General features: G+C 43.8%; 23 protein-coding genes. 14 read left to right on the forward strand and 9 right to left on the reverse strand.

Going from position 1 to position 25,999, the window contains the following annotated elements; translation table 11 throughout:
• Window positions 1-2 precede the first annotated feature (2 nt).
• From R7P67_RS10340 to R7P67_RS10380, 9 genes are all read left to right on the forward strand, one after another.
• Complete coding sequence (locus R7P67_RS10340) at window positions 3-629, forward strand: molecular chaperone (RefSeq protein ID WP_017820684.1); 627 nt, start codon at window positions 3-5, stop codon at window positions 627-629.
• Window positions 630-702: 73 nt separating this feature from the next.
• Complete coding sequence (locus R7P67_RS10345) at window positions 703-903, forward strand: twin-arginine translocation signal domain-containing protein (RefSeq protein WP_005377542.1); 201 nt, start codon at window positions 703-705, stop codon at window positions 901-903.
• Between the two features lie 10 nt (window positions 904-913).
• The gene (locus tag R7P67_RS10350; protein WP_318085951.1) at window positions 914-3,769 is read left to right on the forward strand and encodes a formate dehydrogenase subunit alpha; all 2,856 of its coding nucleotides are present in this window, start codon (window positions 914-916) and stop codon (window positions 3,767-3,769) included.
• A gap of 11 nt (window positions 3,770-3,780) precedes the next feature.
• Complete coding sequence (gene fdh3B / locus R7P67_RS10355) at window positions 3,781-4,389, forward strand: formate dehydrogenase FDH3 subunit beta (protein ID WP_005377536.1); 609 nt, start codon at window positions 3,781-3,783, stop codon at window positions 4,387-4,389.
• Window positions 4,390-4,403: 14 nt separating this feature from the next.
• Window positions 4,404-5,456 (forward strand): formate dehydrogenase subunit gamma, encoded by a 1,053-nt coding sequence (locus R7P67_RS10360; RefSeq protein WP_318085952.1) that lies wholly within the window; start codon window positions 4,404-4,406, stop codon window positions 5,454-5,456.
• Window positions 5,440-5,856: a membrane protein gene (locus tag R7P67_RS10365; RefSeq protein ID WP_005377532.1), complete on the forward strand. Its 417-nt coding sequence runs from the start codon at window positions 5,440-5,442 to the stop codon at window positions 5,854-5,856. Before R7P67_RS10360 ends, R7P67_RS10365 begins: the two co-directional genes overlap by 17 nt.
• Before the next feature lie 423 nt (window positions 5,857-6,279).
• Complete coding sequence (locus tag R7P67_RS10370) at window positions 6,280-10,665, forward strand: RHS repeat-associated core domain-containing protein (protein ID WP_318085953.1); 4,386 nt, start codon at window positions 6,280-6,282, stop codon at window positions 10,663-10,665.
• A 1-nt stretch (window position 10,666) separates the two neighbouring features.
• Entirely contained in the window at window positions 10,667-11,557 is an 891-nt protein-coding gene (locus R7P67_RS10375; protein ID WP_213969857.1) for an immunity 49 family protein, read from the forward strand.
• 342 nt (window positions 11,558-11,899) lie between these two features.
• Window positions 11,900-13,120: an ammonium transporter gene (locus R7P67_RS10380; protein ID WP_213969856.1), complete on the forward strand. Its 1,221-nt coding sequence runs from the start codon at window positions 11,900-11,902 to the stop codon at window positions 13,118-13,120.
• 32 nt (window positions 13,121-13,152) lie between these two features.
• Here R7P67_RS10380 and R7P67_RS10385 read toward each other — a convergent pair whose 3' ends face one another.
• Window positions 13,153-13,326 carry a hypothetical protein gene (locus R7P67_RS10385; protein WP_165401620.1) on the reverse strand — a complete coding sequence of 58 codons (174 nt, stop codon included), beginning with the start codon at window positions 13,324-13,326 and terminating at the stop codon, window positions 13,153-13,155.
• Between the two features lie 118 nt (window positions 13,327-13,444).
• Here R7P67_RS10385 and cobB point away from each other — a divergent pair, with 118 nt between their 5' ends.
• A complete protein-coding gene (cobB, locus tag R7P67_RS10390; RefSeq protein ID WP_005377522.1) occupies window positions 13,445-14,176 on the forward strand; it encodes a Sir2 family NAD+-dependent deacetylase in 732 nt (243 codons plus the stop codon).
• Window positions 14,177-14,264: 88 nt separating this feature from the next.
• Here the strand turns inward: cobB and R7P67_RS10395 are convergent, their stop codons facing one another.
• The 5 genes from R7P67_RS10395 to potA all read right to left on the reverse strand — a co-directional run bounded on the left by R7P67_RS10395 (window position 14,265) and on the right by potA (window position 19,412).
• The gene (locus tag R7P67_RS10395) at window positions 14,265-15,302 is read right to left on the reverse strand and encodes an extracellular solute-binding protein (RefSeq protein ID WP_005377521.1); all 1,038 of its coding nucleotides are present in this window, start codon (window positions 15,300-15,302) and stop codon (window positions 14,265-14,267) included.
• A 249-nt stretch (window positions 15,303-15,551) separates the two neighbouring features.
• Window positions 15,552-16,583 carry an extracellular solute-binding protein gene (locus R7P67_RS10400; protein WP_262653768.1) on the reverse strand — a complete coding sequence of 344 codons (1,032 nt, stop codon included), beginning with the start codon at window positions 16,581-16,583 and terminating at the stop codon, window positions 15,552-15,554.
• A gap of 102 nt (window positions 16,584-16,685) precedes the next feature.
• Window positions 16,686-17,456, reverse strand: a complete 771-nt coding sequence (gene potC / locus R7P67_RS10405; RefSeq protein ID WP_262653770.1) for a spermidine/putrescine ABC transporter permease PotC — start codon at window positions 17,454-17,456, stop codon at window positions 16,686-16,688.
• Window positions 17,456-18,316 (reverse strand): spermidine/putrescine ABC transporter permease PotB, encoded by an 861-nt coding sequence (gene potB, locus R7P67_RS10410; protein WP_005377512.1) that lies wholly within the window; start codon window positions 18,314-18,316, stop codon window positions 17,456-17,458. The genes potC and potB overlap by 1 nt, the downstream gene beginning before the upstream one ends.
• Window positions 18,297-19,412, reverse strand: a complete 1,116-nt coding sequence (gene potA, locus R7P67_RS10415; protein WP_047102297.1) for a spermidine/putrescine ABC transporter ATP-binding protein PotA — start codon at window positions 19,410-19,412, stop codon at window positions 18,297-18,299. The genes potB and potA overlap by 20 nt, the downstream gene beginning before the upstream one ends.
• A gap of 400 nt (window positions 19,413-19,812) precedes the next feature.
• On the opposite strand from potA, the gene R7P67_RS10420 reads away from it, so the two are divergent.
• From R7P67_RS10420 to ttcA, 4 genes are all read left to right on the forward strand, one after another.
• Entirely contained in the window at window positions 19,813-20,610 is a 798-nt protein-coding gene (locus tag R7P67_RS10420; protein WP_005389175.1) for a hypothetical protein, read from the forward strand.
• On the forward strand, window positions 20,603-21,439 hold the full coding sequence (locus tag R7P67_RS10425; RefSeq protein WP_017634900.1) for a glucosaminidase domain-containing protein: 837 nt from the start codon (window positions 20,603-20,605) through the stop codon (window positions 21,437-21,439). Before R7P67_RS10420 ends, R7P67_RS10425 begins: the two co-directional genes overlap by 8 nt.
• Before the next feature lie 13 nt (window positions 21,440-21,452).
• The gene (locus R7P67_RS10430; protein ID WP_042522976.1) at window positions 21,453-22,115 is read left to right on the forward strand and encodes a DUF2987 domain-containing protein; all 663 of its coding nucleotides are present in this window, start codon (window positions 21,453-21,455) and stop codon (window positions 22,113-22,115) included.
• A 198-nt stretch (window positions 22,116-22,313) separates the two neighbouring features.
• Entirely contained in the window at window positions 22,314-23,207 is an 894-nt protein-coding gene (gene ttcA / locus R7P67_RS10435; RefSeq protein WP_005377502.1) for a tRNA 2-thiocytidine(32) synthetase TtcA, read from the forward strand.
• Between the two features lie 140 nt (window positions 23,208-23,347).
• Here ttcA and uspE read toward each other — a convergent pair whose 3' ends face one another.
• The 3 genes from uspE to R7P67_RS10450 form a co-directional block, all read right to left on the reverse strand.
• Window positions 23,348-24,295, reverse strand: coding sequence for a universal stress protein UspE (uspE, locus tag R7P67_RS10440; RefSeq protein WP_005377500.1), 948 nt, complete (start codon window positions 24,293-24,295; stop codon window positions 23,348-23,350).
• 180 nt (window positions 24,296-24,475) lie between these two features.
• Window positions 24,476-25,222, reverse strand: a complete 747-nt coding sequence (locus R7P67_RS10445) for an FNR family transcription factor (protein WP_005377497.1) — start codon at window positions 25,220-25,222, stop codon at window positions 24,476-24,478.
• 90 nt (window positions 25,223-25,312) lie between these two features.
• Window positions 25,313-25,993, reverse strand: a complete 681-nt coding sequence (locus R7P67_RS10450) for a sulfite exporter TauE/SafE family protein (protein WP_262653773.1) — start codon at window positions 25,991-25,993, stop codon at window positions 25,313-25,315.
• Between the last annotated feature and the right edge of the window lie 6 nt (window positions 25,994-25,999).

The raw sequence follows: 25,999 nt of genomic DNA on the forward strand, positions 1-25,999 counted from the left end.
CAGTGGACACACAACAAGAACAAACACTGAGAACAGACATTTATCTCGTTCTATCTGCACTTTTTCGTAGTGCGCCTAGTGATGAAATGCTGGCGTTCCTGAAATCGCTAGAAATTGAACCGTCTGAGAGCGCGATGCAAAAAGCTTGGCTCGCACTGCAACAAGCCGCGAACGAAGCGCAGCGAGAAGCGTTAGAAGAAGAATATCAAGATCTGTTTATTGGCATTGGACGTGGTGAAGTTGTGCCATTCGGATCTTGGCATCGCACTGGCTCGATGATGGAAAAACCGTTAGCGGAAATTCGTCGCGATTTGGATCTTTTAGGCATCGAACGAGAAGAGAACGTGAAAGAGCCTGAAGACCATATTTCTGCACTGTGCGAAGTGATGGCAATGCTGACAGGTGAAGAGGAAGAACTTCAGCAAGCGGTGTTTAACAAACACATCGCCCCTTGGTTCCAATCTTTTACGCGCCAACTAGAGAGCGCAGAAAGCGTGAACTTCTACAAGCCAGCTGCACAGCTTTGCGATGCGTTTTTAACGTTAGAGCAAGTGCGCTTTAGCGTGAACACCAAAAGCAGTAAGAACAAATTAAAAATTGATGTGAAAAACGTCACTGATTACGAGTAATCGAGCAGTACTTGGTCATATCGATAGAGAGGCATGAGTCTCCAAAGATCTACCGTAAGGTAAGGAAGCAATGATGAAAGATAATAAAGAAATAAACACAAGCCGTAGGGATCTCCTAAAAGGCTTCACAACCGCTGCCGTTGCCGGTGCTGTTGTTGCGGGAACCACGAAAGTGGCCGTTGCTTCAGAAACGGTTGAGCCTTCTGAAAACGACGTGAAGAAGAAAGGGTATCGTGAAACTCAACACATTCGCGATTACTACGACACACTTTAGGAGATAACGGATGAAACTTGTCAAACGCTCCGACAGTGTGAGCAAAGAAACGAACCAGCTTGGCGTATCTCGTCGTGCATTCATGAAAAACACTTCGCTTGCCGCTGGTGGTGCAGTGGTTGGTGCTAGTCTATTCGCACCGGGAATGATGAAAAAAGCGCAAGCAAAATCTGTCGATCCAGAAGCGAAAACAGAAGTAAAACGTACTATCTGTTCTCATTGTTCAGTGGGTTGTGGTATTTACGCAGAAGTTCAAAATGGTGTTTGGACGGGTCAAGAACCTGCATTCGACCACCCATTTAACGCCGGTGGTCACTGTGCAAAAGGCGCAGCACTGCGTGAACATGGTCACGGTGAGCGTCGTCTAAAATACCCAATGAAGCTTGAAAACGGGAAGTGGAAAAAGCTTTCTTGGGATCAAGCGATCGAAGAAATCGGTAACAAGGTGATGGACATCCGCAAAGAGTCCGGTCCTGATTCGGTTTACTTCTTAGGGAGCGCAAAGCACAGCAACGAACAAGCGTACTTGTTCCGAAAAATGGCATCACTTTGGGGTACGAACAACGTTGACCACCAAGCGCGTATTTGTCACTCAACAACCGTGGCGGGTGTAGCGAATACTTGGGGTTACGGTGCGATGACCAACTCTTTCAATGACATGCACAACTGTAAGTCGATGCTATTCATTGGTTCAAACCCAGCTGAAGCACACCCAGTAGCGATGCAGCACATTCTGATCGCAAAAGAGAAGAACAACTGTAAGATCGTCGTAGCGGATCCTCGTCGTACACGTACGGCAGCAAAATCGGATCACTATGTATCGCTTCGTCCTGGTTCTGACGTAGCATTCATTTGGGGTGTGTTGTGGCACATCTTCGAAAACCAATGGGAAGATAAAGAGTTCATCCGTCAACGTGTATTCGGTATGGATGAGATCCGTGCTGAAGTGGCGAAATGGACGCCAGCAGAAGTTGAGCGCGTAACAGGCGTAAGCGAAGAAGACGTTTACCAAACAGCAAAACTGCTTTCTGAAAATCGCCCGGGCTGTATTGTTTGGTGTATGGGTGGTACTCAGCATACTACTGGTAACAACAACACACGTGCTTACTGTGTGCTTGAGCTAGCTCTTGGAAACATTGGTAAATCAGGCGGCGGTGCAAACATCTTCCGTGGTCACGATAACGTACAAGGCGCAACCGACCTTGGCGTGCTCTCTGACACGCTACCGGGCTACTACGGCCTTTCTGAAGGCGCTTGGCGTCATTGGTCAAAAGTGTGGGAAATCGATTACGAATGGATCAAAGGTCGTTTCGATGACAACGCTTATAGCGGTCAGAAACCAATGCACAGTGCAGGTATTCCTGTATCTCGTTGGGTTGATGGTGTACTGGAAAACAAAGACAACATTCGTCAACGCGAAAACATCCGTGCAATGTTCTACTGGGGACACGCAGTGAACTCTCAAACACGTGGTGTTGAGATGAAAAAAGCGATGCAGAAGTTGGACATGATGGTGATTGTGGACCCATACCCAACGGTTGCTGCGGTAATGAACGACCGTACCGACGGCGTTTACCTGCTTCCTGCAACAACACAGTTTGAAACACACGGCAGCGTTACCGCATCTAACCGCTCTCTACAATGGCGTGATCAGGTGATTGAACCTTTGTTTGAATCAAAACCAGACCACGAAATCATGTACCTGCTTTCGAAGAAACTGGGCTATTCCGATCTACTGTTCAAAAACATCCGTGTTGAAAACAACCAGCCGGTGATTGAAGACCTAACGCGTGAATTCAACAAAGGCATGTGGACGATTGGTTACACAGGCCAAAGCCCAGAGCGTTTGAAAGCGCACCAACAAAACTGGCATACGTTCCACAAAACCACATTGGAAGCGGAAGGTGGCCCTGTCAACGGTGAAACCTATGGTCTACCTTGGCCATGCTGGGGCACACCAGAAATGAAACACCCAGGTACACACATTCTGTACGATACGTCTAAGACGGTTGCAGAAGGTGGCGGTAACTTCCGTACGCGCTTTGGTGTGGAATTTGAAGGCAAGAGCCTTCTTGCAGAAGACAGTTATTCGAAAGGCTGTGAAATCAAAGACGGTTACCCAGAGTTCACTGACAAGTTGTTGAAACAACTTGGTTGGTGGGACGACTTAACTGCTGAAGAGAAAGTGTCAGCAGAGGGTAAAAACTGGAAGACTGACCTTTCTGGCGGTATTCAGCGTGTCGCGATCAAGCACGGTTGTATTCCATTTGGTAACGCGAAAGCGCGTGCGATTGTTTGGACGTTCCCAGACCGTGTGCCACTGCATCGTGAACCACTTTACACACCACGTCGTGACCTTGTAACGGATTACCCAACTTGGGAAGACAAAGATGCAATCTTCCGTGTTCCTACGTTGTATAAATCCATTCAAGAGCAAGACAAATCGGGCGAGTACCCAATCGTTCTGACTTCTGGCCGTCTGGTTGAATACGAAGGTGGTGGTGAAGAGACGCGTTCAAACCCTTGGCTTGCCGAGCTTCAACAAGAAATGTTTGTTGAAGTGAACCCGAAAGACGCGAACGATCTTGGCTTTAGAGATGGTGATGATGTTTGGGTTGAAGGTGCAGAGAAAGGACGAATCAAGGTGAAAGCGATGGTAACACGTCGTGTGAAACCTGGTTTGGCGTTCATTCCGTTCCACTTTGGCGGTAAGTTCGAAGGTGAAGACCTACGCCCTAAATACCCAGAAGGTACACAACCTTACGTTGTTGGCGAATCGGCTAACACGGCAACCACTTACGGTTACGACCCGGTTACCTTGATGCAGGAAACCAAAGTAACCCTATGTAACATTCGTAAAGCGTAAGGAGTCTGACAATGGCACGAATGAAATTTCTATGTGACACCAAACGCTGTATCGAGTGTAACGGCTGTGTTACTGCATGTAAGAACGAAAACGACGATGCGCTTGAATGGGGCATTCAACGTCGCCGCGTGGTAACACTAAACGACGGTGAAGCTGGTGAAAACTCTATCTCTGTTGCTTGTATGCACTGTACCGATGCGCCTTGTATGGCAGTTTGTCCAGCTGATTGTTTCGAACATACCGAAGACGGCATCGTTCTTCACAATAAAGATCTGTGTATCGGTTGTGGTTACTGTTTGTTTGCTTGTCCGTTTGGCGCACCTCAATTTCCTAAACAAGAGGCGTTTGGTGAACGTGGCAAAATGGATAAATGTACTTTCTGCGCGGGCGGCCCAGAAACAGAGCCTGGCTCTGAGGAAGAACGTCAAAAATACGGTGCGAACCGTATCGCAGAAGGCAAGTTACCGATGTGTGCATCGCTTTGTTCAACCAAAGCGCTGCTTGCGGGTGACGCAGAGAAAGTCTCTGACATTTTCCGTCAACGTGTGGTAGAACGCGGCGCGAAAAACGCAGGTTGGACAGACGGAAACGATCTTTCTTACGATGCGACGAAAAGCTAAGTAAGGAGAGGCACATGTTAAACACGCTTAAACGTGCATCTCTAGCAATGTTGTCAATGATGACGGCATTGCTGCTGACTTTTGCAATGCCTGCTTCAGCAGAGGGACAATCTTCTAAAGTTATTCAACAGGAGATCACGCAACTCGCCGGGGCAGACTATTGGCGCGAAGTCAGAGAGGGGCAAGAAGGCTACACCGCGTCTCAATCGCCAGAACATGGCGTATTGATCAGTAAACCTGGTGAGACTTGGTACATTCTAAAAGAAAAATGGATGTCTCCTGCTGGTGCTGTCGCGATTTTCGGCAGTATTGCAATGGTAATCATGGCTTACGTATTCGTTGGTCCTTTGATGCTTAGCAAGCCGCGTACTGGTAAAAAAATGAAGCGTTGGTCTCGTTTAGACCGCGCGCTTCACTGGAGTATGGCGTTTACATTCTTAACGCTGGCATTCAGTGGTTTGATGCTGGTTTACGGTAAGCACTTCTTAAAACCGTACGTTCCTACTGAGTTCTGGGGCTTTATCGTCATGTTGGCGAAGCAGTACCACAATTACATGGGACCATTGTTCTTCATTTTACTGATGCTCGTGCTCTTTAAATGGTGGCGCAAGTCGATTCCAAACATGACAGATGTTCGTTGGTTTATGAAAATGGGCGGCATGGTTGGTAAACACAAAGGCACACATCCGTCAGCTGGTTTCTCAAACGGTGGTGAGAAGGCAATCTATTGGTTGTTAATCTTCTTTGGTGCTATCGCGGCAGTGAGTGGCTTAGTTCTGGACTTTCCTATCTTTGGCCAAACTCGCCGTGACATGGAGCTTTCTAACTTAGTTCATGCGATTTCGGCGCTGATTCTAATCTGTGGCTTTATCTTCCACATCTATATTGGTCTATTCGGTATGGAAGGTGCGTTAGAAGGCATGGTGACTGGTGAAGTTGACGAGACATGGGCGAAAGAACACCACGATCTTTGGTATGAGGAAGTGAAGTCCAAAGAAGCAATGGGCGAAACAGATACGGCACAAACGGAAGTAAAAGGAGCGAAAGCGAATGAACAAACCTCATAACGGGATTTGGGTTGCGTACATCCTGAGCTGTCTGACCCCGTTTACGTTTCTGATCTCAGGCGTTATCGCAATTATCTATGCGGGTTACCGATTAGATAAGGGAGAAGACAGCGACGTAGTGATTTCTCATTACTACGGTTTAATTCGCACCTTCTTTCTCTACCTGACGTTTTTTGTTGTGTTGATCGTCACCGTCGCGACTTCTAACGGTGTACTCGTTGGCGTGAGTGATTATTGGTTGCATAGTACTTTGCTTGAAACCATCGCTTACTTTATTCCTTGGGTAGGGATGGTGTTTGCTGCATTAGCCATCTTGGTGTGGTTTATGCGAATGTTTCAAGGGATGCAGCAACTGCTCAATAACCAACCACACAGACCATCGACAGGTCCAAACCTTTAATCAGTATTCTTTAAGCAAAACCGCCGTAATAGGCGGTTTTTTTGTTGCTGTTTTGTCTCAAATATGAAGCGTTGAGTCGCAGTGGTGATACTTGATGCAACTTATTGAGTGAATTTACGTAACTGGGCAGAAAATCATAGTTAAGTAAGAAACATGTAAAAAAATCGCGTCACGATGAGACATTAGTCTCACTCACGCTATTGTTCATTTACTCAGGATTCATCGTCCCGTTAAAGTACGCTGCGCTCAGAAATTCAAAGAGTTGCATACGTGAAAATTGCCATCAATACATTCAGTCTACGCATACAGAGGAATCTCTATCGGAGGATGTTTGATTAAGGCATCTTGCTCTCACAAATAAAAAGAGCGAAACGAGCATTAAATGATGCGGCAAGGTAAGAAAAGGACAAACACGTTACGGCTATGATCCCTCAATTCGTCATTCCTATCACGAATCGCTTTGGTGAAAGTTATCACTTTTCTGGTCAGTTACTTACTAGCGGCGAACCTAAAACATTCGTGACCAAACAAGAGGCAATAGAGTTTCTTGAGAGCTTTGGTGAGCTTGACCTTCGCTCTGTCGAGGACTTGTTCTATACGATTGGTCAATTCAAGCCAAACATACCTGACGGTGAGCTTACTTCCCAACACTATAATTCAACGTTTGCCAATGCTTTGGTGAACGGTGACTTGCGTGTCGCTCGAATTGTACCTACCGGCGAAAACTACGCACTCTCGTCAGCGGTTACGCCTCCACCGACTCAAAATACCGTCAATGCAAAACCATCGAAGGGAAAGGGGAAGTCGAATAAAAAGAGTGGCAGAAGTGCCGCATCCGCCAAGCCTCAGCAACAAAGCAGCGAAAAACATGAGAAAGCCGGTGATCCTGTATCACTTGTGACGGGTGAAGAAATTCTCGAACTCTATGATATCGAGCTACAACAAGGTACTACTTGGCAGCGTACTTACCGCTCTTCGCAGTCGGATGTAAATCATGGAATGGGCTTTGGTTGGCGACATGCATTTCAGTTTGAATTACGCGAAAAGACGGACGAGAAAGACAATGTTATCGCTTGGGAGTTTGTTGACGATAAGGCAGATATCACAGAATTTGAGCCAGTAGATATTGGAGCAACAAGTTACCAGATATACGCTGGTGCGAGCTGTTATTTCCTAAATTCAGCAACTCGGATCGTGACGCTCGCTAATGGGCATCAATATCGATTTGAACAGAAAGATGATCGTTGGCTTGTTAAACAAGTCAGAAATGGCACGTTTTCAACGTTTCAACTGCAGTATTCTCGAAACCATCGATTGATCGAGATTGCATACAACAAGCGTCCGGTTCTTGAATGTCAATATGATAAGCAAGGACGCCTTGTAGAACTGCTAAATGCAAAGTCCCAAAAAGTTCTGACAACTTATACCTATGATGAGCACGATGATTTGGTCAGTACAACTAATCGTTTAGGCTTAAAGGAACAGTATCAATACCGCGGCCATTTAATTGTTAAGCGTGTACGACCAACTGGCTTTACTCATTATTTTGAATGGGATGGCGAAGGTGCTAACGCGAAATGCATCAGGAACGTTGGGGACGCAGGAATTTATGACTATCGCTTCCATTATCAGGGAAATCATTCTTCTTATTCTGACTCGTTAGATCATCAATGGTCTTTCTTGCATGACGAGCAGGGTAACTTACTCGAGAAAATAAGCCCCACAGGTAGAACTTGGCGATGGCAATATGATGAATTAGGACGAAAAGCACAAGCTATCTATCCTGATCAGTCAACGGTCAATTATCAATATAATCAGCATGGTCAATTAGTTTCTAAGTTTCATTCCTCTGGCAAAGAAATTCAATATGGTTATGACGGCTTAGGTAAGTTAGTTAAAACGGTTTCACCTGACGGGGATATTGAGAAGGCTTACTACAATAGCCTCGGTCAAAGAGTTTGGGATACCGACCAGTTTGGCTGTGTCACGGAATATGATTACGATAAACACGGGCAAGTCGTCAAAAAAGAGTCTGAAGATGGTAAGAAAAGTCAATGGTGGTGGGATGAACAACAAAGACTTATCGCGAATGAAATAGACGGTACATTACTTCGTTATAGCTACAATGAAGAAGATTTAGTGAATGGCGTTGCTTATCCCGATGGGTGTATTGCTCAACTCGCTTATGATCAATTTGGCAGGCGTACATCAGTTCGTTATTTTAACGACGAAGACAAAGTCGGTTATAGCGAAGAATATTCTTACGATGAGCACAGCCGTGTTGCTCAGATTCGAACGCCAGCAGGCATTACCTCGTATCAATGGGGAGCACTCGCGCAACAAGAAGCAGTCATCTTTCCCGATGGCAGCCATATTTCTTACGAATACGATCAACAACGTAACCTGACTAAATTAGTTCGGAGTGACGGCTTAGAGTTCGAATTCCTGTATGACGATGAAGGCCAGCTGTCAGGAACTGTTGGGTTTGATAATCTACAAAGCCAATTTGATTATGACGATATGGGGCGGATCCATCGTAAGCAAGTCGCCGATAGGACTGTGCTGTATCGCTATGACGCTGCGGGTTATCTCAAGCACGTCAAAGCAGGAAATGGTAGCAGTATTGTAGAGAACCACTTCAATTATACGCTTGGTGGTCGACTTACTTTCGCATCCAATCGCCATCAAACATTGCAATACCAATACTCTTCATTCGGGCATTTAACAAAGCGAATTCAAGGTCAGTTTGAGATAGCGCAGGAGTTTAACAGAGTTGGCCAACGCGTATCTCAGGTACTGCCAGATAATACGGAGCTGAGCTTCTCTTATGATCGATATGGGCGTTTTTCAGCGATTCGATTTGGAAACCTAGATTTACCTCAAATCAAATTTCATTACGATGAAATGGGACGAGTTTCCCAAATTGAAACGGCACATTTTAATGAGCGCATCATTTATGATGGTGTTGGTCGTTTGGTCGAACAACATTGGCCTGATAGAGAGAAAAAGTACGTTTACAATGCGCAAAACCGTATTTCATCAATCATTGATAATACGGCAGGAGCAACGCACTATCAGTACGATGCCTTAGGGCAACTGAAACGAGTCAATGCTTCCGGAGAAGTGACTAAGTTTGAATACGATAGTTTTGGCAATCCTACTTTGCCAACTTCAGAGGTATTCGCTGATCGTATTGAAGTACACGATGGTGTCCGGTTCAAATATGACGCGCAAGGAAACCAGACAAAACGTGAGGGGCAAGGACAAGTTCAGACTCGCGTGTTTGATGCGTTAAATCAGCTCATTGAAGTTCACACCGACGATGGCATCAGTCAATATGAATATGATGCATTAGGGCGCAGGACGAAGAAAATTACACAACAAGGCGTTACGGAGTTCTTGTGGGAAGGGGAACGTTTAATTGGTGAACGCTCTTCATGTGCTTTCCGCTGGTACCTATATCAACCAGAAACCTACACGCCAGTGGCACTGCTAGAAAATGACGTTATTTATTGGTACCAGTGCGATCAAGTTGGTAAACCAGAGCGACTGTTCGATTGCCAGGGGAATGTTGTATGGAGTGCCAGCTACGATGCTCATGGCTTTGCTCATGTACATATTGAAAAAGTAGTAAATCCACTGCGTTTTCAAGGGCAGTACTTCGATCAAGAAACCGACTTACACTACAACCTCGCTCGGTATTACGATCCTAAGCTAGGACGCTTTATCCAACAAGATCCGATATCTATTGCTGGTGGCATTAACCATTACCAATATGCAGTCAATCCTATCCAGTGGATTGATCCAACAGGTTTCCTTTGTGAAGAAGGGTTAAAACGCTTGGGTCAAATGTTGGCAGCGTATCAGGCGCAAAGCGATGTCCCCCAAGAGGTTTGCGATCAGATTTTAGAGGCAGCAAAAGAATCATCCGTCGGAGAAGATGGCGTTCGCTCGCAAGTCAAAATCCGAAAACCCAAAGGTAAAAATCATATTCGATATGAATACGATTTAGACCATATTGATTGCGAGAAAAATGAAATTACTTTTTATCGTCATATCAATCATTCAGATGGCAGCAGGCACGAAGTTCAGTATGTTGTTGGGATTGAGGAATTTGTAAATGCGCATGTTTTTGACTCAGAGAAAGTTGGCGGGGAAGAAGGTTGCACGATCTTTACTGAAGATCTTGTGCTGAATAAAGCAGAGTATAAAGAAAACTCTGAACTCAATACGAGTGATTATGAGCTAACAGAAAGAAACAAAGAAAAAATTGACGAATGCTTAAAAGAGCGTCAAGAGGCAATCGACGCTCGAGCTGGCGAAGAGGGATATAACGCTCAAATTGGTAATATTAACCAACAGTCTGCAAAAATAGGTGAGTTGGCCGCGGATGACTTTGTCCGGAGTAAACGTCCTAATGCTAAGCTGCTTCATCCCAAAGATATTGGAACCTCAATTTCGAAGCCGGGCGATTTTGATATGGTTTACGAGGTGGAAGAGCCGCCACCAGGTGAAATTATAATTGTTGAGGCCAAAGGAGGGAGCAGCCCGCTGGGCAGCCGCAAGATTGGAAATATGGCATATCAGCAAGGGACAACGGAATACACTGCAGAAATCACCAGGCTAATGTCGAAAAATAAAGAAGGAACGACTGAAAAAATAGCAGCAAGAAAAATTCAACATGCAGCTTCGTTCGGCATACCTATTCGATATATACATACTCAAACAAGCATCCCTGAAAGTGGAAATGCCTCAGACGTAATAGTAGATGCGGCAGAGTTTAAAATTGATTCCAAAGGACTAATTTAAAATGCAAAGTAAAGTTGTAGAACGCAAAGCAAATCCTGAGTTGAGTGAAAGTGGAGTTTCTTCTGAGAAAGAATTCATCAATAAGATATTAGATCAGCGCAAAGAAGGTCTTAAAATCAGGCGAGAAAACTTGGTTAGTTTTGGTGATTTTGCCATTGACCAGGTTCGCTGGTATACATGGTTTCAAACTTCACATGAAGACGAACAAATTTGTACATTACGTCTTTACGAAACTTCATTGATGGGTGCTTGTTATCATAGACTTGCTATGAATCCCAATGATGAACTAACTATAAAGATTCTCGACTATCCTGAAGTAAAGTGGGACGGGGAGGGTATTTTAAAAACGGGGTGCATAAATCCTAATAGATGGATTGATATGTATTTCATATCGACAATTGTGCGTGACAGGCCAAGTTTAGACGCATTGGCGAACTTTCCAACTTCTTTGATGAGACAGAGCTCTACCAAAGCGGGTGAGCTGTCTTATATGTTAGTAGACGTAATTCAGTCGTTCCATCAACGTACAGCAGACTACCCTGATAAACTGGTGGCCGCGATGGACGCGGCAGTTGCTCAGGGTGATGATTGGGCGTTAGAAATCGCCATGGGTATTTTGGAAACTTTTGCTGCCCTGACAACTGACATCGGTTATGACTTTGAAGAGGTACTCATTAAGAACCTACAGTTCCAAGAGCAATACCAAATGAGGCTCGATAAGCCAGAGGACTTGATTTCTATAGAAACTTTCATATCTTTCCCTCTTCTTGGCATGGCCTGTATGTGGTACGACAAAGGCAACCGTTTATCTATTGAAACCGGTTGGCTTCCTCCTTATCTCGTCGAGGGCCGTTGGCTAGAAGAAGTAAAAGCAGGGAAGATCACTCGATAAACTCTTTTAGTTAGCCATTTAGTATATAAGCCACCTCTCATGGGGTGGCTTTTACGTTTATCGTATAAAGTTTGCTGTTTGTTGAGCTATATGGTGCGCATTATGTTGGTGCACCAAAACCATATTGGTGCATTTATTAGCATGTTAAACACGATTTCAAGAATACGTAATTTTATTAAAGTTCATACAAAACAATAGATTAAATCGTAAGTGTTAGAAATATAAATTGTGGAATGAGAATTGCTCTGTTAGACGCTCTATAAATTAAGTTCACCAAATTGGTGATGAGCCTAACTTTGATGCACAGGATAAGTGCGCTACAGATCAACGGAGACAATCATAATGAGTGTAACTGCCAATCAGGTACACGGCGCTGTACAAACTCTCACGCAAAGTTCCGACACACTTTTCTTACTACTTGGCGCAATCATGGTTTTTTTGATGCATGCTGGTTTTGCTTTTCTTGAAGTAGGAACCGTGCGCCAAAAGAACCAAGTTAATGCTTTAGTTAAAATCTTGGCCGATTTCGGTATATCCGCCATCGCGTATTTTTTCATTGGATACTGGGTCGCTTATGGCGGCACCTTCTTCGCTGATGCTGAGACATTATCTCAAGGCAATGGTTACGAGTTAGTGAAGTTCTTTTTCTTGCTGACCTTCGCTGCAGCGATTCCCGCTATTGTTTCAGGTGGTATCGCAGAACGAGCTCGTTTTTATCCGATTTTAATCGCAACATTTTTCACTGTCGGCATCGTATACCCGTTATTTGAGGGAATGATCTGGAACGGAAACTTTGGTGTTCAATCTTGGTTTGAAAATACCTTTGGTTATGGCTTCCACGATTTTGCAGGTTCAGTCGTTGTGCATGGTGTTGGCGGCTGGATAGCGCTTGTTGCCGTCGTGTTTTTGGGCATGAGAAAAGGCAGAGTTCGAGCAGGAAAGCACACCAACTTTGCACCTTCGAATATTCCGTTTTTGGCTTTGGGAGCTTGGGTCTTATGTGTGGGGTGGTTTGGCTTCAACGTCATGTCAGCTCAAACTGTGTCAGGCATAAGTGGCTTGGTGGCTATGAACTCATTGATGGCAATGGTCGGGGGCATTGTCGCGTCACTGTTGGCTGGTAAGAATGACCCTGGCTTTATTCATAACGGCCCACTAGCTGGCTTGGTTGCTGTATGTGCGGGCTCAGACTTAATGCATCCTATCGGTGCTTTAGTGACAGGTGCGATTGCTGGCGTGCTATTTGTTTATCTTTTTACCCACCTACAAAACAAAACCAAGATTGATGATGTGCTAGGTGTCTGGCCTTTACACGGTGTATGTGGCGCTTGGGGTGGTATTGCCGCTGGGATTTTTGGTCAAAGCGCATTGGGTGGGCTAGGTGGCGTGAGTATTATCGTTCAGCTTCTAGGAACGCTTTTGGGCCTTTCCATCGCAGTGCTTGGTGCACTTGTAGTCTACGGTGCGATCAATGCCAGTATGGGACTGAGGCTTTCAGAAGAAGACGAATTCAATGGCGCTGACCTAGCCATTCATAAAATATCTTCGACCAACGAGGATTGAGGCCAATATGGGAGCGGCATAAAGCCGCTCTGTTAGCAATTGCCTTTCTTGGCTTGGCCAGGAGGACAGAAATTACCATTACCTCGATGGTCATCATCATTGGTGCTGACTCTTACCTTTACATCATCGACTTCGCCTTCAACATTGGTAAGTTGACAGCCTGCCAAAGTCATAAGCAATATAAACGCTAGAGATACTTGTCTCATTGCTGTTCCTCTTAAATTGTAATTCTAATAGTGACCATTACGACTATGGTCTAATCCATATTACTACTGTTGCTATTCTTTCAGTGTTAAGCTAATGAAAAAACAGCAAGGATGAGTTATGAATTTCCCTTATAGAAATATTGTAGTACTTACTGGTGCAGGTATCTCGGCCGAATCTGGTATTCAAACATTTCGTGCGCAAGATGGCCTATGGGAGAATCACCGTATCGAAGATGTAGCAACGCCTGAAGGGTTTGCTCGCGATCCGGACCTTGTTCAAGATTTTTACAACCAACGCCGCAAGAAACTTCAAGATAATGCGATAAAGCCTAATGCAGCGCATGAAGCATTGGGGCGTTTAGAGGCTGAGTTAGAAGGTAAAGTGACGGTCATCACTCAAAATATAGACAACCTTCACGAAAGAGGCGGCAGTCAGAATGTGATTCACATGCATGGTGAGTTGCTCAAGGCGCGCTGTAGTGAATCTAACCAAGTAGTAGAGCACAATGAGGACATTAAGACAGGCGAACTTTGTCACTGTTGTCAGATCCCTTCACAAATGCGACCACATATTGTTTGGTTTGGTGAAATGCCACTGCGAATGGGTGATATCTACGCATCATTAGAAGAAGCAGATTTGTTTATTTCTATTGGGACTTCTGGCGTTGTGTATCCCGCAGCAGGTTTTGTTCATGATGCAAAAATGCACGGCGCACATACCATTGAAATTAACCTAGAACCTAGTGCGGTAGAAAGTGAATTTGAGGAAAAACGCTACGGAAAAGCAAGCGTTGAGGTTCCAAAATTAGTTGACGAGATACTGGCTCTAGAAGGAAAAGAAAGAGCGTAATAACTTCAACAGGAAGAGTTTTTGTCTTGTCATTAAGAACAAAAAAGCGGCTCATGAGCCGCTTTTTCATATCTTTAAAACTAACGAATTAGTTGTTCACTTTTAGCTTTTGGAAGTACTCATCGTACATTACGCTCGCTTCGCCAACTTCATCTTGCCAAGTACCGCTGTCCATCACTTCTTGTGGTGGGAAGATGCTTGGATCATTAGCAAATTCTTTCGGTAGCAGATCGTGTGCCGTTTTAACTGGCGTAGGATAACCAATCTCAAGTGCAATCTTAGCTGCGTTCTCAGGACGTAGTAGGAAATCGATCATCTTATGAGCTGCGTCAACGTTCTTCGCACCAGCTGGAATTGCTAGGCTGTCCATCCAGAAGATAGTGCCTTTTTCTGGCCAGATGATGTCGATGTTCGCGCCTTCTTGACGAGCCATGTATGCAGAACCGTTCCAAAGCATGCCTAGTGAAACTTCACCCGCAAGGTAAGGGTTTGCAGGAAAGTCTGAGTTAAATACTAATACGTTTGGCATTAGCTTTTTCAGTTCTTCGTAAGCGGCTTTGATTTCTTCTGGGTTAGTCGTGTTTGGTGAGTAACCAAGCTTAGTCAATGCAATGTGGAATACTTCGCGAGAATCATCCATCAGCATTAGTTGACCTTCCCACTTGCTATCCCAGAAATCATCCCATTTAGAAACCGATGACTTGTCTAGCATGTCAGCATTGATACCAATACCGGTCGCACCCCAAATGTATGGGATAGAGTAGTTGTTGTTCGGATCGAACGGTTTGTTTAGGAAGTTAGTATCAAGATCGGCAAAATGAGATAATTTCTCTTTGTCGATCTGTTGTAGCATGCCTTCTTTACGCATTTTAGAGACGAAATAGGTAGACGGTACTACCAAGTCGTAACCAGAACCTTGAGTTTTTAGTTTTGCGTACATACTCTCGTTAGATTCGTATGTAGAGTAAATAACTTTGATTCCGGTTTCTTTTGTAAAGTCTTCAAGAACTTCGTTTGGAATGTATTCCGACCAGTTGTAGAAATACAGTTCTTGATCAGCAGCCATTGCAGGGGTAGCGATGAGCGTCGCTGCACATAGAGCGCTTGCGTAGAATTTACTTTTCATTTGTTTTCCGTTTTGTTTCGCGATTGGACAAGTCAATACTAGCTGGAGTTATCAAGTTGAGCCAAATCGCAGTAAGCACAAATATGTTCATTTAGCTTGAATATCGTTGTCTCCTTGTTATGAGACGATAAATCTATGATACCAAGACAAATAAACCTAGCAACGCGCGATTATATCAGCCTAAGACAAAAATAGGCAGCGTATTGCTGCCTATTTTCCTATGGTTGATGACTTGTTACACAAGCTAGATTATTGTCCCGCTTTCAGCTTGAGGAAGTAATCTTCGTATTTAACGGTTAGATCACCAACCGCATCTTGCCATTCAACGCGTTCAAGGTCTTCTTGAGAAGGGAATAGTGGGGCAACGTCTTTAAACTTAGCATTCGATTCCTCCACCGCCGTTAGGTAGCCAGTATCACGAGAGATTTGCTCTGCGATTTCTGGGCGCAGTAAGAAGTCGATCATCTTGTGAGCGGCTTCTACGTTCTTCGCACCGGAAGAGATAGCGAAGTTATCAACCCAGCCGATACCGCCTTCTTTAGGAAAAACGAGTTTAAGGTTCAGGCCTTCACTTTGTGCCGCTGCGGCGCTACCGTTCCAAAGCATACCAACGCCCACTTCGCCAGACATGTAAGGTGCGCCTGGGTTGTCAGAGTTGAAAACTAGAACGTTTGGCATCAACTTTTGTAGCTCAGCGTACGCTTCATCGATTTGCTTAGGGTCTTTTGAGTTACCTGAGTAGCCAAGTTTACGCAGAGCGATATGGAACACTTCACGAGTGTCGTCCATCAACATTACTTGACCTTCAAGCTCAGGCTTCCATAGGTCAGCCCAGCTTTGGAAGTCGTTTGGATCGTACATGTCTGCGTTAACCGCTAGGCCTGTAATCGCAACAACGTGTGGGATAGAGTAGTCGTTACTTGGATCGTAAGGCTTGTCTAGGTAGTTTTTATCTAGGTTGCCGAAGTTTTTCAGCTTAGTCTTATCGATCTTTTGTAGCATGCCTTCGTCACGCATCTTCGCCACGAAGTACGTTGAAGGTACTACTAGGTCATAACCTTGGTTATGAGTTTTTAGCTTTGCATACAAAGTTTCGTTCGACTCGTAAGTCGAGTAGATCACTTTGATGCCAGTTTCTTTAGTAAATTGCTCTAGGATATTACTGTTGATGTAAGGACCCCAGTTCATAAATACTAGTTCTTTATCATCCGCTGTCGCTGTACCAGAGAACAGAGAAAGCGCACATGCACTACCAGCTAATAGAGTAGCCCATTTTTTCATTGACGTTAGCTCCAAACCAAACGTTGTCCAATTTTGGACGATAGATAGAAAAACAGAATGGCATGTAACCATTCTGTTTCGTGATGTTAACAGGTGCGGATTCTACTTCACTTTTTCTCTTGCTAGCAACTGAGAAATTACTACCAAGACCAAAGAAACAATCAACATCACCGTTGCTAGGGCGTTCACTTCCGGTGAAATGCCCACCTTAACCATGGAGTAAATCTTCAATGGCAAGATTTCGTATGTTGGACCCGTTACAAACGAGCTGATGATCACATCGTCCAAAGACAGGGTAAAGCTCAATAACCAACCTGCGGCAACCGCTGGTTTAGCGAGAGGAAGGATGATCTGTTTCAAGATAACCCACTCGCTTGCACCAAGGTCTTTTGCTGCTTCCAACATTTTCACATCAAAGCCATTTAAGCGGCTGTATACAGTTACCACAACGAATGGTAGACAAAAGGTGATGTGAGCAATCAATAGAGTTAAGAAGCCTAGCTGTGCGCCCAATACAAGGAACAGAGCAAGTAATGAAATCGCCATTACGATATCTGGAGACATCATTACGACAAACAGCATGCCGTTTACCGCGCCTTTACCTTTGAACGAGTAACGGAATAAAGCAACAGCCGTCAAGCTACCAATAATGGTTGCAGCTGTCGCTGAAAATACCGCTACGCTCAATGAATGCCATGCAGCCTGCATTAGGCTGTCGTTATTTACTAAAGTTTCGTACCATTTCGTGGTGAAACCGCCCCATTTCATACCAAATTTATTGGCATTAAATGAGTTAACAATTAAGACGATGATTGGCAGATACAAAAATGCATATACCAGCGCCATAAAGCTAAATCTAACTGTGCGTCCCATTAGTCTAGCTCCACTTTCTTATTCAATAGTTTGCCTGCTCTGTAGTAAGCGTAAAGCATCACAGCCATTGCGAAGGTGAGGGCGATACTGGTCGCAGCACCAAATGGCCAGTCACGAGCGTTCAATACTTGGCTCTTAATAACGTTACCAATCAGTAGGTTCTTCGCACCACCAAGAAGGTCAGAGATGTAGAACATACCTAGTGCTGGTAGCAGAACCAACAAACAACCACCGATAATGCCAGGCATTGTAAGAGGTAGAATCACTTTCGTAATGGTTTGGAACTTGTTCGCACCAAGATCTTTCGCCGCCTCGATATAAGTGTTGTCCAACTTCTCGATTGCCGAGTAAAGCGGCAGAATCATAAATGGAAGCAGGATGTACACAAGACCAATCATTACTGCTGTTTCGGTGTACATAATACGTAATGGCTTATCGATGATTTCCATCGCCATTAATGATTTGTTCAAAATACCTTGTGTACCCAGAACAATCTTCAGGCCGTAAGTACGGATAAGAGAGTTTGTCCAAAAAGGTACGATAACTAAGAACAACATGAATGGGCGCCATTTCTCTGGCATTTTCGCTATGATGTAAGCAAATGGGTAACCAATTACTAAACACAACAACGTCGCCACAATCGCCATGTAGAACGAGTGCATCAGCACTTTCGCATACAAGGGATCGAGTAGACGTAAGTAGTTGTCGAAAGTAAATGTCATTTCGATTAAGTTTGCTTCATCACGCGTTAAGAAACTCGTACCGATAATCATCACATTTGGTACCAACACGAAAAGTGTTAACCAACCGACGATTAAGGTAATGATCGCGTTTTGAAGATTAATCTTCTTGCTTATCATTGAGGACTACCTCCCAGCTCTCAACCCAAGTGATAGCGACTTTCTGGCCAAGTGAGTGGTCCACATCAGGATCATCTTCGTTAAAGAATTCGCTAACCATTACACGCATGCCTGAATCCAATTGGATAACTGAATCAAGCGTCATACCTTTATAGGTACGCTCTGTTACGTGACCTACGATGCCTTTTTCTTCAGACTCTTTGATCTCTTCGATACGTAAGTCTTCTGGGCGAAGTAGTACTTGCAGTTTTTCACCTGCTTGCGCTTCCTGATCGTAGTAAACAACAGACTCGACACCTTCGATTTCTGCACGGATACGTTTCTCGTCGATACGCTCTAGCATGGTTGCGTTGAATACGTTGATCTCACCGATAAAGCGAGCAACAAATAGGTTCTTCGGCTCTTCGTAAATCTCACGTGGAGAACCATCCTGCTCGATAACACCATCGCGCATTACAATAATGCGGTCAGACATCGATAGGGCTTCTTCCTGATCGTGCGTAACGAAGATAAAGGTAATACCAAGCTGACGCTGAAGCTGTTTAAGCTCGATTTGCATTTGCTTACGCAGTTTGTAATCAAGTGCAGATAGAGATTCATCTAGCAGCAGTACTTTTGGCTTGTTCACAACCGCACGCGCAATGGCGATACGTTGTTGTTGACCACCAGAAAGTTGGTGAGGCTTACGCTGTGCCATTTTTTCTAGGCGAACCATGCGAAGCGCATCCATAACTCGTGGCTCGATCTCTGCTGCAGGTGTTTTCTGCATGCGAAGACCAAAAGCAACGTTTTCAAATACGGTCATATGAGGGAAGAGTGCATAACTCTGAAATACCGTGTTGACGTGCCTTTGCTCTGCAGGAACCTGTGTTACATCCTGGTCATCCAAAATAATTTGACCGTTATCTGCCGTTTCAAAACCTGCAATCATGCGTAAAACTGTTGTCTTACCACAACCAGAAGGCCCGAGAATCGTCAGAAATTCACCATGATTAACATCCAGATTTAAATTACCGATGATTTCCTTACCATCGAAACTTTTACTAATACCAGATAAACGAATAACTGGCTTTCCTGCTTGCGGTTTTGCGTTCAACGTCTGTATTTCCCCCACGTTCAAGCCGGGATTATCCCAGCTGATGTGACACTAACCATTCACTTTTGAGGCGCGCATCATAATCACCAAAAGTGTGAAATTAAAGCATTTTCTTATCTTGAAACAGAAATAATTTTGCAGGAAAAAGCCATCATTCCTTACCATACTGTTTTTATGAGATTAATTGGCATCTAGACACAGTTTGATAGCACTAAACTTTGTTCAACAATTGTTTCAATTTCATGACCTTGAAAGTGGTCAATTATCAACCATACAGTTGAGATTGCAAGGATTGTAGGTGAGTTGTGATGTTAGATGTGGAAAGATTTCTTTATAATGACGATTACATTAATTGACTGGAATTCCAGTCAAAATTTTACAAGTTAGTCTTGGATAAACTATGAACGACGATTTTGAGAAAGATTTCAATCTTGGGGGGAGTGTAGAGCGAGCTTTGTCTGGCAACTACGAGCTTAAAGCTGGCGCGGTTTTTAACGAAGCTTGGCGAGCAACCATCCAGCACTTTTTATCATTTTCTCCTGCCATTATTGTATTGCTTTTTGTCCAGTTAGGTATTTTCTATATTGCATTAAAACTGCAGTTGGGCGATTTGAGCGTTATTCTTGATGCATTTGAGAACCCAGAGTCGTTCACAAACGATATTGTGTCTTCTATTTATGTCGCGAATTTCAGTTATGAGGTGATTAGCGCACCAATTTATGCGGGGATCAGCTTGATGGCTATGAGCCATGTCGCCGGCCTGAAGACTAAGTTGCGCCATGTTGGAAAGGGGTTGCAGTTCACCATTCCTGTTATTCTAGCAACGCTCATGAGCTTAATGCTACAAGGTGTGGTTGGTATGATTTTTCCTTTACTGTCGCTGTATCTTTCCTTGGCATTTAGTCACTCTATTTTGTTGATTTGTGAGAAAAGGGTGCCACCAATGCAAGCGTTGCTGTTATCACTTCGCGCAATCAACAAGAAGATTTTTGTGGTCGCGGGGCTTTACTTAGGCGTGATGTTAATGTTTATTATTGCAGCAATGTTCTACGGTATTGGCTTGATTTTTGTGCTGCCATTCTTCTTCCATTTGAAAGGCATACTCTACCGCGAAATGTTTGGAATTAAGCTTAAGATCGTTACAACACAGAAAAACGATAATGATCACGATGGTAACTCACAGGTGTTTGATGCCTAATTCTTTGAAATCAATAAGTTTACGAGTGGCGGCAACCTGTATAGCCGCCACTTTTATTTCTATAGGCCCATATTTACACTACGAGAAACAGTTTAAATATGTGGAAAATCCTGACGTACTCTCTGGCAAGATTAAGCATGTCGATTTATCACACTTGCCATACATCGGTGATATCCCAGACTTCAATTCAATAAAAGATACGAAAGAGAAAAAAGCTGCTTTTTTTGATTTTTTAAGGCCTAAAATTGCTCTTGAGAATCAACGAATTCGTCATGAGCGGGCCTTTCTTACCTCTTTAAAGGTGGGACAAGTGACGCAAGAACAACAAGAGTATGCTCAGCGGTTATCATCTCTGTATTCGTTGCCCTTGAGTAACGATAAGATTGATCAAGCATGGCTAGACGAGATGCTTGTGCGAGTGAACGTCTTACCTGAAGCCTTGGTTCTAACTCAAGCGGCAAATGAATCTGCGTGGGGCACTTCTCGTTTTGCTACTCAAGCAAACAACTTGTTCGGCCAATGGTGTTATAAAAAGGGCTGTGGAATTGTTCCAGCGCAACGTGGCGCTAACAAAGTTCATGAAGTTGAAAAATTCGATTCTGTACAACAGTCTGTTCATGGCTACTTTATGAATGTTAATCGAAACCCAGCGTATGCAGACCTGCGTGAAATCAGAACATCTCTGGCTGAAAAGAACAAGGGCTTGTTAACGGTTGCAACCGCGTCAGAGTTAACGCATGGGTTGCTAGCCTATTCTGAACGTGGCATCGCCTATGTACACGATCTTCGCGCTATGATTCGTCATAACAACGCCTACTGGACGCAATAAAATAACGGATAAAATGAAAAAGTTAAGCCTAAGTCTATTGGGAAGTGCGGCGCTAATTCTTGTATCGCCGATAACCCAAGCTCAAGAGTACATGTTCACGTACTCAAAGTTATACACTCAACTAAAAAACAACAATAAAGAAGGGCATGACGATGTGAAAGTTGGTGTCTTTTTTGTGGACGCAAAAACTAAACAAATTTGTACGATAGAAAAAGCTTGGATGGAAAAAGAAGAGCACTATGAAGAGTTTGTTATCCCTGCTTCACAAGAGTTGCCTTTACCTGTTGATAAAAACTTAAAGTCAGCGAATCCGTTGGTTTTTATCGATACCCCAAAAGATACACGTTGCGATTACTCACTTGTCGTGATGACCAAAGAACCATTACAGGGTAACGTTTCTTACGAGCAACTTAAGCCTCTTCTACCTCAAATGCAGACGATGCTGGAAGATTTAGGCGGTATGTTTGCGGGTTGGTTTACACCGGAAGTTCAAGGTGTGACGATGGAGTTTGCAAATCAACTGAATGATAAAGTGATTTTCTCAAACGGAACCGAAAAGCCAATTGTCAATGGCAAGATACAAGTCGCACTAAGTGAAATAGGGCAAGGTGGCACAATGACACTACCAGAACCGACGATGCGAGTGTTACCTTATCTACCTAACGCAAAGAAATGAACACTGAACGTTTAGAAAGGGCTGCAATCGCAGCTCTTTTTTAATTTTGACCGTAACTAAAGTATCTTTCACACTCTTTTCTTAAAGACTCAATAAGACAAGCATTTAATCCTGCGTAAAAAGCTCGTATAATCCACGCCCCAAAGAAACCCATGTTAGGAAGTCCTAGTCGATTTATCGGCGATGTGAGAGCCCGCAATGAACCAAATAGATACAAGAAAAGAAACCCTAGAATTCAACAAGCTTCAGAAACGCCTAAGAAGACATGTTGGAAATGCCATTACTGATTACAACATGATCGAAGAAGGCGATGTTGTAATGGCATGTATTAGCGGTGGTAAAGATTCATTCGCGATGCTTGATATCCTGCTGAATCTTCAAAAAGCCGCACCGATCAAATTTGAAGTGGTTGCGGTAAACCTAGACCAAAAACAACCGGGCTTCCCTGAGCACATTCTGCCAGAGTATTTCGAAACACTGAATATCCCTTACTATATCGTCGATAAGGACACGTATTCCGTCGTAAAAGAGAAGGTACCAGAAGGCAAAACCACTTGTGGTCTGTGTTCACGCCTGCGACGTGGTACGCTGTATTCATTTGCAGAGAAGATTGGTGCAACTAAGCTTGCGCTAGGTCATCACATGGATGACATCGTCGAAACAATGTTCTTGAATATGTTCCACGGCTCTCGCCTTAAAGCGATGCCACCAAAGCTACGCTCTGATGATGGCCGTAACGTGGTCATTCGTCCATTGACTTACTGTCGTGAAAAAGATTTGATCAAATACGCTGAGCACAAGGATTTCCCAATAATTCCGTGTAACCTTTGTGGCTCTCAAGAGAACCTTCAGCGTCAATCTATAAAAGCAATGTTGATTGAATGGGATAAGAAGACGCCAGGGCGTGTGGAAGCAATTTTTAAATCAATTCAAAACGTAAGCCCAAGCCAACTAGCAGACCGCGAATTGTTCGACTTTGTTAACTTACCGCTAGATCGTGAAGGTAACCGCGAAGAGTATGAATTTAATGAGGCTGTCGTTTCTTCGACGAATATTGATGAATCGATGTTCATCGATGTTACGAACATCTAACTCGTAAAAAAGGAGGTCAATTAGACCTCCTTTTTTGTACCCAACGCTTTAACTGTTCCCAAACAAAAATCCCCCTGTATTCGGGGGATTTATTAGCGCTTATTTGAAAGCGCTCAATACATAGCAATACTAAAGAGAGATTAGGTTGCTGTATTTGGGTCGAGAGGGCTAATGTAGCCTTTTGGTTTTAGAGCCAACACGTCGCAATTTATTTTATCAATTACGTGCTCCGCTGTATTACCAATAAAGACAGCAGAAAGCCCTGTTCGCCCTGTGGTACCTAAAATAACCATTGCTGCGTTCAAGCGCTCTGCAGCTGCCGGAATGACATCTTCAGGTAAACCTTGCTCAACTATCGTTTGTTCTTCATCAAGACCATGTTTTTGGCGTAGTGCTTTCATAGCCGTTAAATGATGACCTCGCACTGCATCGGTATAAGTCGTTGGGTCAAATTCAGGAAGTTCAATCGTAATATTCGCCGGTGTAACGGGATAGGCGTTTACAAGATATGGCTTGGCCTCAAGCCGAGTGGTGATTTCTTTTAATCGCTCGACCATCGTATCGTTGAGATCAATATGAGTCGGGTTTTCTGAGCCCACATGTACTGAGGCAAGGATACTTGCTTGTTCCGGCCAAGCAGCATTCTTGATAAGAAGCACTGGAATAGGGCATTTTCGCAACAAGTGCCAATCTGTCGGTGTGAAAATGACAGACTCTAAAACATCATGCTTACGTGTGCCTTTGATGACTAGGTCATGATTGCCTGCATAGACTTCAGCAATAATCGCCTCATAAGGGCGGTTGTGCCAGACAACACAAACATCAAAGTCGAAGCCATCGTTTAGGTATGGTTGAGCAATTTTACGCATCCACTGCTCACGCTGATGAATGACACCTCGACGCATAGCATCTCTTTCATCCACTGATAGCATTGACGTCATGTCATACGAGAAATCGTAAATGGATAAAAAGAAAGTGATTCGGCTTCTAGATACACTTTTCTGAGCTAATTGAACAGCTCTTGCAAGTGCGGGCTGCTCATCATTATTGATGTCAGCTACAACAAGGATCTTACTGTATATACTCATAACTAAGCCCACTTCTATTGCAAAACCAGATACTGAATGTAAATTAAATCAGTATTTTGGAGTACTCACCGTACATTTTTACTGTAGCTTAGTTTGGAGAACTTTTTGAGGACTTTCGAAAGGAATTTATGAGAAATATGATGTAGCTCATTTTCGAGCTACATCAATAATTAGGGTGTATTATTCTTTAGTTACACCAGCAAGTTCCATCAATGCATCGTGGTCTAAGATAGTGATATATTTACCTTTTACGCTTAGGATCTCAGATTTCTGGAAACGACCTAACAAACGACTGATCGTTTCGACTGTAAGACCAAGGTAGTTGCCAATATCACCACGAGTCATAGTTAAACGAAACTCTCTAGGGCTGAAGCCACGCTGAGAAAAACGCGTTGATAGGTTGTAAAGGAAAGCAGCTAGTCGCTCTTCTGCGTTCTTTTTAGAAAGAAGCAAAATCATTTCCTGATCACCTTTAATTTCGTTACTCATCAAACGCATGATTTGCTGGCGAAGCTTAGGCATTTTACCCGATAGATCGTCTAAAATTTCGTATGGGATTTCACATACCATCGACGTTTCGAGTGCTTGAGCAAAGCTAGGGTGGGAGTCACCAGTGATAGCATCGAAACCGACTAAGTCTCCAGCTAAGTGAAACGCTGTGATTTGCTCATCACCTTGCTCTGTGATCGTATAGCTCTTGATGGTACCAGAGCGGATAGCGTATAGCGATTTTAGCTCATCACCGGCCTTAAAAAGCTCTTGTCCTTTTTGAATAGGCTTCTTACGTTCGATGATTTGGTCAAGCTGGTCAAGTTCTGCCTCATTTAGAGTGAACGGGATACACAGTTGACTAATGCTACAATCTTGGCAATGAATGGCGCAACCGCCTGATTGGATACGCTTTGTTGCAGGTTTTTCAGAAATCATAACAACCTTTCACTATTTGATATACATCAATATTTTAGCATCGCTTAATCCTAAAGGGTAGCAAAAATGTCACCTCAATAGAGTTTAACGTTATATGAAACCGAGTAATGCTAAGGCTCCTACAGCGGTATACGTACCATAGCCAATAAGGATTAATGCTGAAATATTTCTAAATATTAATGATTTTTGTAATTTCTGAAAATGATTGGCACCGTATCCAATAATAAGCATTGCAGGTAGCGTTCCGAGCCCAAACGCAAGCATAATTAGGCCGCCGTTCATCGCACTACCAGAAACCGCCGACCAAGTAAGCGCTGAATAAACTAAACCACATGGTAACCAACCCCAAATAAAGCCAAATGGCAACGCGTGAAGAGGATGCTTTAATGGCAACAAACTCTTCCCTGCCGGCGAGATAAAGCGCCAGAGATACTGCCCTAGCTTTTCTATTAAAAGTAAGCTTTGCCACCATTTAGCAATATACAGCGCGACCAGAATCATGAATAACGCAGCAATCAGCCTTAACCAAGCAAGAGAATGCGTTAACCCACTAAGCTCAGATAAACCTGATATAGCACCACCCACTAATGCTCCTATTAAGGTATAACTGATCAATCGTCCGAGGTTGTAGAAGAGGGGGATAAGAGGGGTGGTTTTATTTTTAGCAGAAGAGCCCATGGTAAGCAGAGGCGCGATACCACCACACATACCCATACAATGACCGGCTCCTACTAAGCCGATCATCAACGCACCGATAAAATCAGGAGTCATAAAGGT

Source organism: Vibrio sp. Vb0937 (assembly GCF_033338855.1).

Coding starts and splice junctions, on each gene's coding strand:
- R7P67_RS10345 (WP_005377542.1), top strand. CDS start 703: ATGAAAGATAATAAAGAAATAAACACAAGCCGTAGGGATCTCCTAAAA.
- R7P67_RS10350 (WP_318085951.1), top strand. CDS start 914: ATGAAACTTGTCAAACGCTCCGACAGTGTGAGCAAAGAAACGAACCAG.
- fdh3B (WP_005377536.1), top strand. CDS start 3,781: ATGGCACGAATGAAATTTCTATGTGACACCAAACGCTGTATCGAGTGT.
- R7P67_RS10360 (WP_318085952.1), top strand. CDS start 4,404: ATGTTAAACACGCTTAAACGTGCATCTCTAGCAATGTTGTCAATGATG.
- R7P67_RS10365 (WP_005377532.1), top strand. CDS start 5,440: ATGAACAAACCTCATAACGGGATTTGGGTTGCGTACATCCTGAGCTGT.
- R7P67_RS10370 (WP_318085953.1), top strand. CDS start 6,280: ATGATCCCTCAATTCGTCATTCCTATCACGAATCGCTTTGGTGAAAGT.
- R7P67_RS10375 (WP_213969857.1), top strand. CDS start 10,667: ATGCAAAGTAAAGTTGTAGAACGCAAAGCAAATCCTGAGTTGAGTGAA.
- R7P67_RS10380 (WP_213969856.1), top strand. CDS start 11,900: ATGAGTGTAACTGCCAATCAGGTACACGGCGCTGTACAAACTCTCACG.
- R7P67_RS10385 (WP_165401620.1), bottom strand. CDS start 13,326: ATGAGACAAGTATCTCTAGCGTTTATATTGCTTATGACTTTGGCAGGC.
- cobB (WP_005377522.1), top strand. CDS start 13,445: ATGAATTTCCCTTATAGAAATATTGTAGTACTTACTGGTGCAGGTATC.
- R7P67_RS10395 (WP_005377521.1), bottom strand. CDS start 15,302: ATGAAAAGTAAATTCTACGCAAGCGCTCTATGTGCAGCGACGCTCATC.
- R7P67_RS10400 (WP_262653768.1), bottom strand. CDS start 16,583: ATGAAAAAATGGGCTACTCTATTAGCTGGTAGTGCATGTGCGCTTTCT.
- potC (WP_262653770.1), bottom strand. CDS start 17,456: ATGGGACGCACAGTTAGATTTAGCTTTATGGCGCTGGTATATGCATTT.
- potB (WP_005377512.1), bottom strand. CDS start 18,316: ATGATAAGCAAGAAGATTAATCTTCAAAACGCGATCATTACCTTAATC.
- R7P67_RS10420 (WP_005389175.1), top strand. CDS start 19,813: ATGAACGACGATTTTGAGAAAGATTTCAATCTTGGGGGGAGTGTAGAG.
- R7P67_RS10425 (WP_017634900.1), top strand. CDS start 20,603: ATGCCTAATTCTTTGAAATCAATAAGTTTACGAGTGGCGGCAACCTGT.
- R7P67_RS10430 (WP_042522976.1), top strand. CDS start 21,453: ATGAAAAAGTTAAGCCTAAGTCTATTGGGAAGTGCGGCGCTAATTCTT.
- ttcA (WP_005377502.1), top strand. CDS start 22,314: ATGAACCAAATAGATACAAGAAAAGAAACCCTAGAATTCAACAAGCTT.
- uspE (WP_005377500.1), bottom strand. CDS start 24,295: ATGAGTATATACAGTAAGATCCTTGTTGTAGCTGACATCAATAATGAT.
- R7P67_RS10445 (WP_005377497.1), bottom strand. CDS start 25,222: ATGATTTCTGAAAAACCTGCAACAAAGCGTATCCAATCAGGCGGTTGC.
- R7P67_RS10450 (WP_262653773.1), bottom strand. CDS start 25,993: ATGACTCCTGATTTTATCGGTGCGTTGATGATCGGCTTAGTAGGAGCC.